Below are 12,778 nucleotides of genomic sequence, written 5' to 3'. Positions count from 1 at the left end.
GACCGCTGCTCCGTGTCTGGGCGTTCAGCCTTTCGGGCTAATCCATTCGGTCGAGGTTCTGATCCGAATAGGCAGTGCTCCACAAAGTCATATGTCACAGAAGGACATTGAGGGAGACACTACGAAGATGACGGGTAGATTTGACGCGGACTCGAAGTCATCAACAGGTTGGACCTGTGGGGAGGTCTGGGCAAGGGAGGAGCTGTTCGAAGGTAATCCGGTGCGGCAGTTGCAGGTTCCCTCGGGAGTCTTCGATACCGTTCACAACACGGGACAGGGACTCGAGGTTCGGAATCACTTCGGTAGTTGGCCTGCTTCGACGCCCGATCGACCGCTAGGCAAGGACGGTCTCTGGGTCAAATTGCCCCTTGGTGCGCGCGGCGGAGACCGCCTCGACCGTGCCAACTGGCACCGACCAGCTTCGATTGCCCGGCAATCGCCCGGCGAGGTCTTGAATTCGTATCGGGATGCCATGTCCTTCAACGAAGAGTCTGCAGGCCGCCCCGGTCTCAGGCGCCCGCAGCTCGGTGCGCTGCATGCAGTGCTGGGGTACTGGACGACCAATACGAAGACCCCGGCAACGGTGGTGATGCCCACCGGAACCGGCAAGACGGAGACGATGCTGGCCCTGCTGGTCGCCGCTCGCCCTGAGCGCCTTCTGGTCCTCGTCCCCTCGGACGCCCTGCGGGATCAGGTCGCAGTAAAGTTCGAGCAGCTCGGCGTGCTTCAGCAGCTCGGCATCGTCTCGAGCACCGCACTTCGTCCGGTGGTCGGTCGGCTGTGCCACGGATTCAAGACTGTGGAGGCAACGACAGCGTATGCGATGTCGTGCAATGTCATCGTTGCAACGCCGCAGTCGATCAACGCGTGCAACGCCGATGCTCGAGAAGAGCTCCTTACCTCCTGCACGCATCTGTTCATTGACGAGGCCCACCATGTCAGAGCGACGACGTGGTCTGATATCCGCCGGGCCTTCGACCGCAAGGCAGTCGTCCAGTTCACCGCGACGCCGTTCCGGGAGGACGGGAAGCACCTCCAAGGACGCATGGTCTACGCGTTCCCGCTGCGTGAAGCACAGGAACAGAAGTACTTCTCGCAGATCGACTACACCGCCGTGTTCGACTACATGGACACCGATCGCGCCGTCGCGACGCAGAGCGTCGCCAGACTGCGGTCCGATCTAGCAGAGGGGTACGACCACGTCCTGATGGCTCGCGTCAGGAGCATCGAACGAGCGAAGGAGGTCGTCATCTACTACGAGGAATTGGCGCCCGACCTTCAGCCGGTGATCATCAACAGCCAGATGCCCAAACGGCAGCAGCGCGAGGCACTCGCAGCACTTCGCGAACGGACTTCCCGCATCATCGTGTGCGTCAACATGCTTGGAGAGGGCTTCGACCTGCCCGCTCTGAAGATCGCAGCCGTGCACAGCTCGCAGAAGAGCCTCGGCGTCACCCTCCAGTTCATCGGCCGCTTCGCGCGAACATCAGACAAGGGGACCTTCGGCACCGCCTCAGCTTTCGTTGCAAGAAATGGGGTCGAATCAGATCCGCGACTCCGCACCCTCTACGCGGAGGACGCCGACTGGAACCGCATCCTGCGTGAGCTGACCGAAACTGTCGTGCAAGAACAACAGGACATCAGCGACTTCGAGAACGAGTTCACCAACCTGCCTGAAGAGGTGAGCTTGCGCAGCCTCAAGCCGAAGCTCACCACGGTGGTCTACCAGGCGCCGGCAAACCACTGGGAACCACAGAACCTCGTCGAGTACTTCGGCGAAGGGAACCTGTACACCCACCCCATCGGGCTCAACATGAAGGCCGGCGTCGCGTGGTGCGTGGTCGAGAAACACGACCACGTCCGCTGGGGAACACTCAAAACCATCGCCGAGCACACCTACGAGCTGTACCTTCTCTATTTCGACGAAGAGCGGCGGCTGCTCTACATCAACAACTCCGCAAACGACGGCGTGTTCAAGGAACTCGCCGCCGCAGTCCTCGGACCCGGCGCGGAGCGCTTCGAAGGGCCGACGGTCTACCGGGTCATGGCCGACATCACCCGGCTCGTCCCCACTAACGTCGGCGTCCTCGACGCCCACGATCGATTCCGACGATTCTCGATGCACGTCGGCTCCGACGTGACCGCCAGCTTCTCAGACAGCGAGGCCAGCACCAAATCGCAGACCAACATCTCCGGCAGCGGCTTCCGCGACGGCGAACGGGTCAATATCAGTGCCTCGGCGAAAGGCCGAATCTGGACTCCCACCGCAGCCGATAGCGTCAAGCAATGGCGCGACTGGTGCGACACCATCGGTACGAAACTGCTCGACGAGACGATCAGCATTGAGCATGTCATCGGACAGTTCCTCCTGCCCGAAGACCTCAAAGAACGACCCGAAGGCGTGCTCTTGGCGGTAGAGTGGCCCTGGTTCGTCCACACCCTCCAATCCGAAAACCTCAAGCTTACCCACCAAGACATCTCCTACGAGCTCGTCTACACCGATCTGGTTCCCGACACCGACTCGACCTCGGGGCCGTTCCGATTCGCGGTGAAGACTGAAGCCTGGACGGTGCCCTACGAGGCCGAGATGGTCGACGGCCACCTGCGCTACCGCTGCCTCGCCGACGAAGAGGCCACAGTGGTGCGGACACGCTCCGAGCACCCGCTCTCGGCTTGGCTGAACGCCAACGGCGTCGGCCTCATTCTCGACGACGACAGGATCATCGTCGATGACATGCTGTACAAACCTAAGTGGAAGAAGCCTCCGTTCGATCCATCGCACTTCGTTCCCCTGGACTGGACGGGCACTAACTTCAGGGTCGAATCGCAAGGGCGCGAGCGTAGGCCAGAGTCAATCCAGTTCCGCGCCATCGCAGAGCTACAGCGCGGTGCCGAGGGTTGGGATATCGTATTGGACGACGATGGGACCGGCGAGATCGCCGACATCGTCGCCATACGGATTCAGAACGACGAACTGCTCATCTGCCTCGTACACTGCAAATACGCCCACGGCAACTCGGCAGGGGCGCGGGTCGCCGACCTCTACGAGGTCTGCGGGCAGACGCAGAAGTCAGTCTCTTGGCGGCGAAGCAGCCTCGACCCGTTCTTCGAAGCGCTCGGTGACCGAGCCGCCAAGAAGCACAAACGACAAGGTATAAGTCCGTTCATGTCAGGCGATCTCAAGAAGCTGTTTGAGATTCAGGAACGTGCTCGGGTGCTGCGACGCCGCATGGAGATGGTGATTGTCCAACCCGGCTTGTCGGCCTCGGGCGCGACTCCCCGCCAGCTCGATCTCCTGGCGTCGACCGAGACCTATCTCAGGACGACCATCAAAGCACCACTGAAGGTCTGGTGCAGCGAATGAGCATGCCTTCGACAGGGATCAACCAGGTGATCGGAGTGAAGTGTGACCCAGTTCGCTGGGGTTGCGAGTATCTTGGGTGCCTCGGTCAAACGCATGCTGGCCGATTTCTCGCGATTTGGGGAGGCGTGCAGTGTCCCTCGCCCGATTCCAGAGAACGGGGAACGCACATGGCGAGGAAGCGGCGCCTCATCCGAGTGACCAGCGAGGTGCGGGAGAACATCGATCAGCATATGATCGCGCAGATCCTTCTTGACCTGGCCGGTCCGCACAGGAACGGGCCCTTGCCTGCGGGTCACACGCAAGCGATCTGAACCTGGGTGCTCCTGCGACAAGCCCGCGGAACCGACAGAATCGAGGGCCACCGCAGAGCGCGCCTGTCCGGGCTCAGACATCGAGCAGGGTGCGTCCGGTCGATGCAACAGCATCGAGCGCTCAGAACCGTGAGCACTCGCCGCTGGGCACGCTAGGTGCGGGCCATGTATTTTCTGGCGCCGGCCTCGCGGAGGATGGTCTTGACGCTAGAGAGTCCGATGTCGTACCGCGCGGCGAGTTCCTTCTGCATCGCCCCGGCGAGGTAGTCTGCGATGAGTCGTTGCCGGTCCTTGGGGGCCAGCCGCTTGCGGAGCGGACGCGGTGCCGTCCGAACAGAAGATTTCAGGCCTGAACTGCGTTCCTGGCTTTTCTTGTCGGGTTTCGCATGGTTCGCCAGGTCGGATCGCAACGCTTTGACCAGCGGAAACATGTCCGAATAATCTTTCAGTACCTCCACAGAATCAGATATTCGATAAATGAGCGGTCATCAAGTTGATGACCGCTCATGTTTGTTCTTGGAACCATGAGATCGCCGAAAATCTGCCCTGCCGGTCAGTCGCTCCGTGATGTCCCGTTGTGGATGATGAAGCGCAATCGCTGTCGTCGTTTACCTGCACTGCTGTGGAACTCATGTGACCTGCGCGTCCGTGCCCTGGACAGCTCGTCCGCGGTCAGCGATCGCCTCAGCTCCGGGCCCGGCCGAACGGAGTCGCTTCCATCGGTTCAGCGCGCGTGGGCGGCGCGGAGCTCGCGGATGAGGGCGCGGACCGGAAGGGTCTGGGCGAGGGCGGGAGTGGTGACGTAGCCCAGGTGGCGGGTCGGGGCGGTCGAACCCAGATCGGTGACGCTCACGCCTTCGGGCGGCGTAGCGAGCGTCAGGTGCGGCATCACACGGCCACGCCGATGCCCGCGGCCACCATGGACAGTACGACGCTGTCGTCCTCGACCATGATGCGGCGCTCGGGGAGCCAGTCCTGCTCGGTCCACCATTGGCGGGTGTAGCTCGAGCAGTTCTCGGACCAGTCGAGCAGCGGCAGCCGGTGCGGGTCGAGCGCTTTGACGGGGGCGGCGAGCAAGTATCGCTCTTCGTAGAGCCGGTTGAAGATCAGGCCGTCGGGGACGGTCGAGGTCGGCGGGACGGTGGTGATCCCCAGGTCGGCGGTGGCGTCGAGTACTGCTCCTGCGCTGCCGCGGCCGACGTCGCGGACGATGTTCACCTGGGGGTGGAGCCCAGGATGCAGGGCGGCGAGCCGGTCGAGGACCTGAGGCAGCAACCCTGCCGCCGCGGAGCGGAATGCGGCGATCCTGACCGTCCCGGTGACGGTCCGCTCGGCCGCGCCGCGGGTCTCGGAGCCCATCGAGTCGAGGAGGCGGAGGATGTGCCGGGCCTGCGTGCTGGCCCGAACTCCGGCCTCGGTGGCTTGGGCGCCTTGGCGTCCGCGGTCGAACAGCACCGCCCCGAGTTTGCGCTCGCCGGCGCGCACCGCATGCGAAACAGCCGACTGGGACATGCCCAGGCTCACGCCCGCACGGGTGAAGCTCTGCTCCTCGGCAACGGCGACCAAGACGCGCAGCTCGATGGGGGAAAGGTCGCTCACGGAGTGAATCTAGCCCCGCGCGCGCCGACGCGGCAACCACGGGACTCCGACACGCTTCCATGAGCACCGTTCATGGAAGCGCCGGTTCCATCCATGCGGACCTCTGTATACGGGCCCGGACGGCGGGTAGACATGCGTCATGACCGATCGCATGACGTACATCCACCTCGTCAACCGGCCCAGCGGCTTCCCCTCGGCCGACGACTTCGCCTTCCTGGACGCGCCGCTGCCGCGGCTCGAACCGGGCACCGCCTTGGTCGAGAACTTGTACGTGTCGGTCGACCCGTACATGCGCCAGCTCATGGACGGCGGCTGGGACCTGCACACGCCCTTGGAAGGCCGATCGCTCGGTCGGGTCATCGCCTCCGCCGACGACCGGCTGGCGGTCGGCGACATCGTCCGCCACCGCAACGCCTGGCGCACCCACGCGCTGGTCCGTCCCGAGGACGTCCAGCCAGTGCTCGAGTCCCCGGGCGTCCCGCTCAGCGCGCACCTGGCCCTCCTCGGCAACGGCACCGGCTTGACCGCGTACGTCGGCCTCACCCGGATCGCGGACCTGCGTCCCGGTGAGACCGTGTACATTTCGGCCGCCGCTGGCGGCGTCGGCACTGCGGCCGGGCAGATCGCGCGGCTGCTAGGTGCCGGGCGCGTCATCGGCAGCGCCGGTTCCCCCGCCAAGGTCCGCCATCTCGTCGATGACCTCGGTTTCGACGCCGCCTTCGACTACCACGACGGCCCGGTCGGCGCCCAGCTGGCGAAGGCCGCGCCTGAGGGCATCGATGTGTACCTGGACAACGTCGGCGGCGACCACATGGAAGGTGCGATCGCGAACCTGCGCGAATTCGGGCGCATCGCCTGGTGCGGAGGAATCTCCGGCTACAACGGCGAACCGCGGCAGTTGCGCAACATCGACGAGGTGCTGGGCAAGAGCCTCAGAGTCCAGGGATTCATGGTGCGACACCATCTGGACGCCCGCGAGGAGATGGAATCGCGGCTCGTACCGCTCCTCCAGCGCGGGGAGATCGTCAGCGACGAGACGATCGTGGACGGCTTCGAGAACACCGTATCGGCGTTCCTCGGCATGCTCCGCGGCGAGAACACAGGAAAGATGCTGGTGCGTCTCCGATAGAGGCGTGAAACTGAACCTTGTTGCGAAAGTCGTTGGTCTCTGTCTCGTCAGCAAACGGTTGTCTGCCGGCGAGGTGAGGCCTTCGACTTCGCCGAGCACGGCGGCATGTTCAAAGATGCCCGACGGCGACGACCCGCCGCGGACTGACCGCGATGTCGGTGCTGTTCTCCGCGCGGGACCGCGCAGAGGACCAACGCCGGTTGTTCACGTCCGCGTCGCGTACTTGCGGGCTCCGGCCTCGCGCAGGATCGTCTTCACGCTGGAAAGGCCGATCGAGTACTGCGCGGCGAGGTCCCTCCGAACGCCCCGCCGGGATATTCTTCGATGAGCCGCTGTCGGCCGCGATGGTCAGGGTGCCGCTGAGGCGGGGGTCTCGGGGCGTCCTTCACGGAGATGTGCCATGAGGGCTTCGAGCGCGAGCGGGGCGGTCCTGTCGTCGGTCAGCAGCACGATGTCGCGATGCGTCGCCGGGTTCAGCGGGCGATACACCACGCCCGGCTCGTCGGCGAGGCCGCTCGGCCCGGGGAGGCACGCGACGGCCAAGCCTGCTCGTACCAGCGCGAGCTGAGTGATGGGGTCGGCGACGTGGTAGCTCATGTCGAGCTCGATGCCGTGTTGTCGTGCGTCCTGGACCAGTGCGGTGTGCGCGTCCGATCCACGGGCGCATGTCGCCCAGCGCTCCTCGCCCATATCTCGGATATCGAGCCGCCTGCGGTCGCCGAGCGGATGGTCGGCGGGGAGGGCGAGGTAGAGGGGTTCGCGGTAGAGTTGCCGAGCGCGGATTCCGGCGGGCAGGCGCAGTGGTGCCGTGCTCCAGGATTCGGCAAGGACCAGGTCGAATCGGCCCGCGGCCAGTTGCTCGAGGTGGTCGCTGGTCTCCCCGTCTTCGATACTCACGCGGACGCGGGGATGCGTGCGCAGGAACGCGGGCAGACGCGCCGTCACCAGGTCGCGGATGACCGACGCGATCGCCGCCATCCGGAGGTGGGCGACCTGTGCCTCGTCGCGGTGGAGGTCGTTGTCGGCCTGCTGCATCAGTTCCGCGACCTGGTGCGCATACTCGGCCAGGAGCTTGCCCTTGGAGGTGAGCCGGACCCCGCGCCCGTCGGGTTCCACCACCGTGGCGCCCGCTTCGGCTTCGATTCGGCGCAACTGCTGCGACACGGCCGGACCGGTCATGTGCAACAGCGCCGCCGCGCGGGTCACCGATCCGGCTCGAGCCACGGCGTCGAGCACACGAAGTCTGCTCCACTCGACATTCATAACCCATGCTTACCATTACTGGTGAAAAATGAGAAGTAGTGGTTACGAGTAGATCCGGTTACCGTCGGCGATATGCCACTGCCGGAATCCTTCCTCCCACGTGGGGCGCCGAACGCGTCCCGCCAGGCGATACCGAGCCGGGCACCCGCCGCCGCAGCGGTCCTCGCCGGCGCGGCGTGCCTGTCGGCCTCGGCGATCCTGGTCAAGCTCGCGGGCGTCGACGCCGCCACGACAGCGTTGCTGCGCTGCGCGATCGCCGTCCTCATCCTGGTGCCGCTTGCGCTCCGTGAGCGGGCACGGCGCGGACCGCTCTCGGGCGCAGGCATCGCGTGGGCACTGGTCGCAGGGACGGCGCTGGGCATCGACTACGCGGCATGGGCGGCGTCGATCTACCAGGTCGGCGCCGGGATCAGCACGGTCCTGGTGAACGTGCAAGTCATCGTGCTCCCGCTGTTGGCCTTCCTCATCGACGGGGAGAGGATCTCCGCACACTTCCTGGCGGCGCTGCCGCTGATGCTCATCGGCATCAGCTTCGTCGGCGGGCTCTGGGAGGCGACCGCCTCCAGCCCGCAGATCCTCACCGGAACCGCACTCGGCGTGCTCGCAGGCACCGGGTACGGGTGCTACCTGTTCATCACCAGACGTGCCGGCAGACTCGCCCCCGGCCGCGTCGTCCAACCGCTCACCTGGGCCACGACGGCGGCAGGGGTCAGCGCGGCGGCGGTCTCACCGCTGTCCGGCGGCATCGACCTCGGGGCCATCCCGGCCCGATCCTGGATATTGTTGGCGGCGTTGGCCGTGATCGGTCAGGTCCTCGCATGGCTCTTCGTCCACCACGGCAGCGCCCGGCTCGCACCGACCACGACCGCCGGACTGCTGCTGATCCAACCCGTCCTGGCACTGGGTCTGGCGGCGGTCACCCTGGGCGAGCATCCGAACGGCCTGCAACTCCTCGGCGTGGCGATCGTGCTCGTCAGCGTCGCCATCGCGAACGGCATCATCACCAGGACCTCTGCGAGGCCGTGATCCGGGAGTACACGACGCGGATTTCGCCGACCGGGCGAGAGGGGCATCACGCCCGCAACCACCACAGCACCGAATACCGCAGCTCTTGAACCACGCACGTCATGGGGCCGACACGCGCGCCCGCAAAGCATGCCCGAAGATGCGGCATGCTGCGAGCATGGGAGCCTGCGCTGCTGTCGCCTGGCAGCGAGCGTCTTGAGTGCCGAGAGCGGCGATGGGCAGGGCTTCGCAACTGAACGACCGCCAGCGCTCGACGCTGCGGTTGATCGGGGACGGGAATGATCTCAGCGAGCTCGCCATGGCGAAGCGGCTGCGGCACCGGTCACTGCTGCTGTTGCAGGCGCTCGCCGCGGCCGCTGAAGAACGCGGCTGGCAGGTCCGGGAGCGCTCGGCCGAGCCCGAGCCGCACTACAGCGGGATCCGCCGAGAGTCGGAGCACCGTGAGGGCTGGATCTGGGTGGAGGTCCACGGGTGCTCGTACACGGCCGCCATCGATCAGCAGCTCCCGCAGACACTCGATGCGGTCAAATCGCAGTCGCTCAAGATCGAGCTGCCCCGGGCGAAGTCGGGGACCCGGTGGCGGTGGGCCGGCCGCAAGACCGGCCTGCTGGAAGACCGCCTTCCCGAGATCATGGAGGGCCTCGCCGCTCGGGCGGCAGAAGAGCGCGAGCGCACCGCGGTCGAAGCGCGGGAGGCCGTCGAGCGGCAGCGCGCCCGCGAGAAGGCCGAAACGGATGCTCGATCCAAGGCGCTGCAGCGCTTCTACGCCGAGACGCTGTACCGGCAGGTGTCAGCATTCGGGCGTGCATGGGCGATTTCGGCATACTGTGACGCCGTCGAAGAGCAGATCGCCGCGGCTGATCCCGCCACCCCAGAGCTGCAATCTGCCGCCGAGTGGCTCGAATGGGCCCGCAGCCGCGCCGCCGAGATCGATCCGCTCCAGACCCTGCCGACCATGCCCGCCGCACCCGCGTTCACCGCCGAACAACTGGCATCCCATCTGAAATGCCGGATCCTCTGCGCCGCAGCAGGATCGGCCCCGTTCGGCATCGTCGCCAAACCTGGATCCCGCCCTGACGATGCTTCAGTTTCAGACCGAAAGATCATCCTTCAGAAGGTGGCATCCTCATGTTTAAACTGACAGTTTTAACTGATTAATGAGATTTGACTGAAATGCCTGGGCCACTGTGGGGCCGGAAACGGGCCGGATTTCACCGGTCGGAGCCAGATAAAAGGAAACCCCGCCTTCCAGTGTTGTTCCTGGCAGACGGGGTGTTTCGCCTGGTGTTGACGGTGGCCAGGGCCGGGGTCGAACCGGCGACCTTCCGCTTTTCAGGCGGACGCGCATTATTGTCAAGCGCCTAGGCTGAGCAGCATTTTCAAGCCGGTACGAAAAGGTCGCTCTTGATCCGAACCGCTATGGGGCCGCTGCGGGCCTACCGGACGAACGCATGGCCCACAGGACGTCCGACCGGCAACGGCCTTGTCCGGCCAGCGGAGCGTTTCGGACCGCCGTCCCATAAGACGGGCGATAAGGACCTGGAGCCGGTCGATCCGTTGGGCAAGCAAGACACCTCCACGTCCGTGGAGGTGTTCTGCAGCCCCCGGGCCGGCTACGTCCGATGGCCACCGGCAGTCCGTTCCACACCGTTGAGGATGTCGGCGTTCTGGATCTTCTACTGATGCATGTACCTTCGCATCGCTGATCGCTGAGGCGGCACCAGTGGAGGGCTCTGGCAGCTGCCAAGCCGGTATCGATGCGGCCTGTCGGCATGATCATGCTGCGACAGGTTGGATCCCATCGCGTTGGTAAAGCCGCCCCAGGCCGACGAGGTGGAGGCGCGGTTCCGATGCGGCCACCGCTTGGATTCCATCGGTGAATCCCGCTGCGCTGAAGAGCATGAGATGGGCGTCGGCGGTGTCGAACTTCTTTCCATTGAGGAGACTTTGAGCTCTGCGGAGTCTGTCGAGATGGCCGGTGCCGATAATCTCGCCCCATTTCGCCTCGCCCAAGGCCAGGACCCGGCGCCGATCTGCGGACTCGGCGGCGGTCACCGCAACATCGATCTCGATCTGGAGGCGAGAGACCGGGTCGTTGAGGACGGCGTTTCCGACCTGATCCGCGAACTCGCCGAAGATCTCCAGGTCGCGGTCCCGCACGTAAGATCGGCAGACACCCTCGAAATGCGGGCCCAGAATCTGAGTCTTGAAGGTGTGCTGCACCGATTCCCAGACCTGGAAAGCCCGGCCGGACTCCAGTGCCGTCCATCGGGTCCGCATGATCGCTTCGTAGAAGGTGATCAGCGGCTCGCTGATGCGGTACTGGACCCGCTTGGCGCCGAAGGCGTCCGGCTGGCGCTCAATGAGGCCGCAGTCTTCGAGCACCCGAAGCGGGTGGGCGATCTCGGCGGACTTGCGTCCGACGTAGTTGGCGATGCCTCCGTTGGTGCAGTCACCCGCGGCGATCGCGGCCAATACTGATTGGTAGATGGCCGGGTCCCGGATATCGGGTTCCTCGGAGAGAAGGTAGCGCGCTTCGCGGAACAGGGGCACCTGCGGGTTGAGCACGGTCCGGACGATCCAGGCGTCGAAGTCCTCCAAGCCGGTCGGCACGTCGCCGCGATTGAACTCATACCGGTAAGCGGGAGTGCCTCCGACGACCGAATGAACCAGCAATGCAAGACGCGGATCGCCGATGCCCCAGAATTCGGCGGCGTCGCGGTAGCCGAACGGCCTGATGATCAGTTCCAGTCCGGCGCGGCCGCGCAGCGGGGCGGTTCCTGACAGCAGTTTCCCCATGACGGACAGCGCCGAGCCGCAGAGGATCAGGCGGGCGCTGCTGTCTGCGCCGGAACCGCCGGGTCCGAGTTCGCGCTGCAGTATCGAAGGCAGCGCGGGCGACGCTGCGGTCAGGAACGGGAACTCGTCGATCACCACTGGGCGAGGGCTGCCTTGAATGCTGGTGAACATGTGGCGAACCGCCTCGTCCCAGGTGTGGACGTCAGTCTGGGGCACGTGGCCGGTCTGCTGGGAGATGCTGCGCGTGAACTGGCGGATCGACTCCGCTTCGGTGGCCTCGGTCGCGCCGAAGTACACCCCTTCAGCGGCTTCGGCAAGAGCGCGGAGCAGATAGCTCTTGCCTTGGCGACGGCGACCCGAGACGACGCCGAGCGTCGCTCCTCCCATCGCGGACCCCGTCGCGGGCAGAAAGTCCGCGAGCCCGGCCCACTCCTGGTGTCGATCGAACACGGACGCCGGCTTCTCCATGATGACCTCCATTTTCACTAAACCACATTTTAGTAATACGTAGTTTAGTAGAGTTCGGGAGCCACGGGAGCGGCCACCGGGCCGAAATCGGAGCCGTGGCTGGCAGGTTAGCGACCGCTCGTCCGAACCCGAGCTGCACTACAGCGGGCGTGTCCGGCAGCCGGAGCACGTGAGGGTTGGGTCTGGGTCCTGATCGATGGGTACTCGTACCCGGTCACCATCGATCAGGAGTTTCCGCAGACGCTCGATGCGGTCAAGTCGCAGACGCTCAAGATCGAGCTGTCTCGTGCGAAGTCGGGGGGCCGGCGGCGGTGGGCCGACCGCAAGACCGGCATGCTGGAAGACCGTCTGCCAAAAGTCCTCGATGGCCTCGCCACGCGGGGGCAGAGGATCGCGAGCGCACCGCAGCCGAGGCGCGGGAGGCTGCCAAGCGGCAGCGCGTTCACGAGAAGGCCGAAACGGACGCTCAATCCCGGGCCCTGCAGCAGTTCTTGGCCGAGACGTTGCATCAGCAGGTGGCAGCATTCGCGCGTTCACGTGCTATTTCGGCATACTGCGACGAGCTCGAACAGCGGATCGCTGCAGCCGGTACCGCCCTCCCGGAACGAGAATCGGCCCTCCGATGGCTCGAGTGGGCCCGCGGCCACGCCGCCGCGATCGATCCGCTCCAGGACCTGCCGACCATGCCCGCCGCGCCCGTGTTCCCCTCCGAACAGCCGGCCCGCTACATGGAGGGCGTCGAAGCATCTGGGCGCCAAGGGGGTGGGGTCCGTTCTGAACCGCCGCAAGGCATAGATCCGGGGCTGACACCGCTTGATC

Annotated in this window: 9 protein-coding genes and 1 tRNA gene; 4 read left to right on the top strand and 6 right to left on the bottom strand. The window is 65.3% G+C overall.

Annotation, left to right across the window (positions count from 1 at the left end; translation table 11 throughout):
- Nucleotides 1–472: 472 nt before the first annotated feature.
- Nucleotides 473–3,364: a DEAD/DEAH box helicase gene (locus tag LO763_RS08465; RefSeq protein WP_230601535.1), complete on the top strand. Its 2,892-nt coding sequence runs from the start codon at nt 473–475 to the stop codon at nt 3,362–3,364.
- A 463-nt stretch (nt 3,365–3,827) separates the two neighbouring features.
- On the opposite strand, the gene LO763_RS08460 is transcribed toward LO763_RS08465, so the two are convergent.
- The 3 genes from LO763_RS08460 to LO763_RS08450 form a co-directional block, all read right to left on the bottom strand.
- Nucleotides 3,828–4,133, bottom strand: coding sequence for a hypothetical protein (locus LO763_RS08460; protein ID WP_230601534.1), 306 nt, complete (start codon nt 4,131–4,133; stop codon nt 3,828–3,830).
- A 266-nt stretch (nt 4,134–4,399) separates the two neighbouring features.
- Nucleotides 4,400–4,564, bottom strand: coding sequence for a hypothetical protein (locus LO763_RS08455; RefSeq protein ID WP_230601533.1), 165 nt, complete (start codon nt 4,562–4,564; stop codon nt 4,400–4,402).
- Nucleotides 4,564–5,274, bottom strand: coding sequence for a LysR family transcriptional regulator (locus LO763_RS08450; RefSeq protein WP_230601532.1), 711 nt, complete (start codon nt 5,272–5,274; stop codon nt 4,564–4,566). Before LO763_RS08450 ends, LO763_RS08455 begins: the two co-directional genes overlap by 1 nt.
- Nucleotides 5,275–5,413: 139 nt before the next feature.
- On the opposite strand from LO763_RS08450, the gene LO763_RS08445 reads away from it, so the two are divergent.
- Nucleotides 5,414–6,403, top strand: coding sequence for an NADP-dependent oxidoreductase (locus LO763_RS08445; protein ID WP_230601531.1), 990 nt, complete (start codon nt 5,414–5,416; stop codon nt 6,401–6,403).
- 348 nt (nt 6,404–6,751) lie between these two features.
- On the opposite strand, the gene LO763_RS08440 is transcribed toward LO763_RS08445, so the two are convergent.
- A complete protein-coding gene (locus tag LO763_RS08440; RefSeq protein ID WP_230601530.1) occupies nt 6,752–7,666 on the bottom strand; it encodes a LysR family transcriptional regulator in 915 nt (304 codons plus the stop codon).
- A gap of 72 nt (nt 7,667–7,738) precedes the next feature.
- On the opposite strand from LO763_RS08440, the gene LO763_RS08435 reads away from it, so the two are divergent.
- A complete protein-coding gene (locus LO763_RS08435; protein WP_230601529.1) occupies nt 7,739–8,692 on the top strand; it encodes a DMT family transporter in 954 nt (317 codons plus the stop codon).
- Nucleotides 8,693–8,906: 214 nt separating this feature from the next.
- On the top strand, nt 8,907–9,833 hold the full coding sequence (locus LO763_RS08430; protein WP_230601528.1) for a hypothetical protein: 927 nt from the start codon (nt 8,907–8,909) through the stop codon (nt 9,831–9,833).
- A gap of 153 nt (nt 9,834–9,986) precedes the next feature.
- On the opposite strand, the gene LO763_RS08425 is transcribed toward LO763_RS08430, so the two are convergent.
- A tRNA-Phe gene (locus LO763_RS08425) sits at nt 9,987–10,054 on the bottom strand.
- Nucleotides 10,055–10,468: 414 nt separating this feature from the next.
- Nucleotides 10,469–11,959, bottom strand: a complete 1,491-nt coding sequence (locus tag LO763_RS08420) for an AAA family ATPase (RefSeq protein ID WP_230601527.1) — start codon at nt 11,957–11,959, stop codon at nt 10,469–10,471.
- Between the last annotated feature and the right edge of the window lie 819 nt (nt 11,960–12,778).

The organism is Glycomyces amatae (genome assembly GCF_020991375.1).
Classification (GTDB): domain Bacteria; phylum Actinomycetota; class Actinomycetes; order Mycobacteriales; family Micromonosporaceae; genus Glycomyces; species Glycomyces amatae.
Note: the sequence above shows the minus strand (reverse complement) of the source record. Positions and strands in the feature narration are given on the sequence as shown.

What these genes read in the sequence shown, in the direction of transcription:
- LO763_RS08465 (WP_230601535.1), top strand. Translation starts at nt 473, where the DNA reads ATGTCCTTCAACGAAGAGTCTGCAGGCCGCCCCGGTCTCAGGCGCCCG.
- LO763_RS08455 (WP_230601533.1), bottom strand. Translation starts at nt 4,564, where the DNA reads ATGCCGCACCTGACGCTCGCTACGCCGCCCGAAGGCGTGAGCGTCACC.
- LO763_RS08445 (WP_230601531.1), top strand. Translation starts at nt 5,414, where the DNA reads ATGACCGATCGCATGACGTACATCCACCTCGTCAACCGGCCCAGCGGC.
- LO763_RS08440 (WP_230601530.1), bottom strand. Translation starts at nt 7,666, where the DNA reads ATGAATGTCGAGTGGAGCAGACTTCGTGTGCTCGACGCCGTGGCTCGA.
- LO763_RS08435 (WP_230601529.1), top strand. Translation starts at nt 7,739, where the DNA reads ATGCCACTGCCGGAATCCTTCCTCCCACGTGGGGCGCCGAACGCGTCC.
- LO763_RS08430 (WP_230601528.1), top strand. Translation starts at nt 8,907, where the DNA reads ATGGGCAGGGCTTCGCAACTGAACGACCGCCAGCGCTCGACGCTGCGG.
- LO763_RS08420 (WP_230601527.1), bottom strand. Translation starts at nt 11,959, where the DNA reads ATGGAGAAGCCGGCGTCCGTGTTCGATCGACACCAGGAGTGGGCCGGG.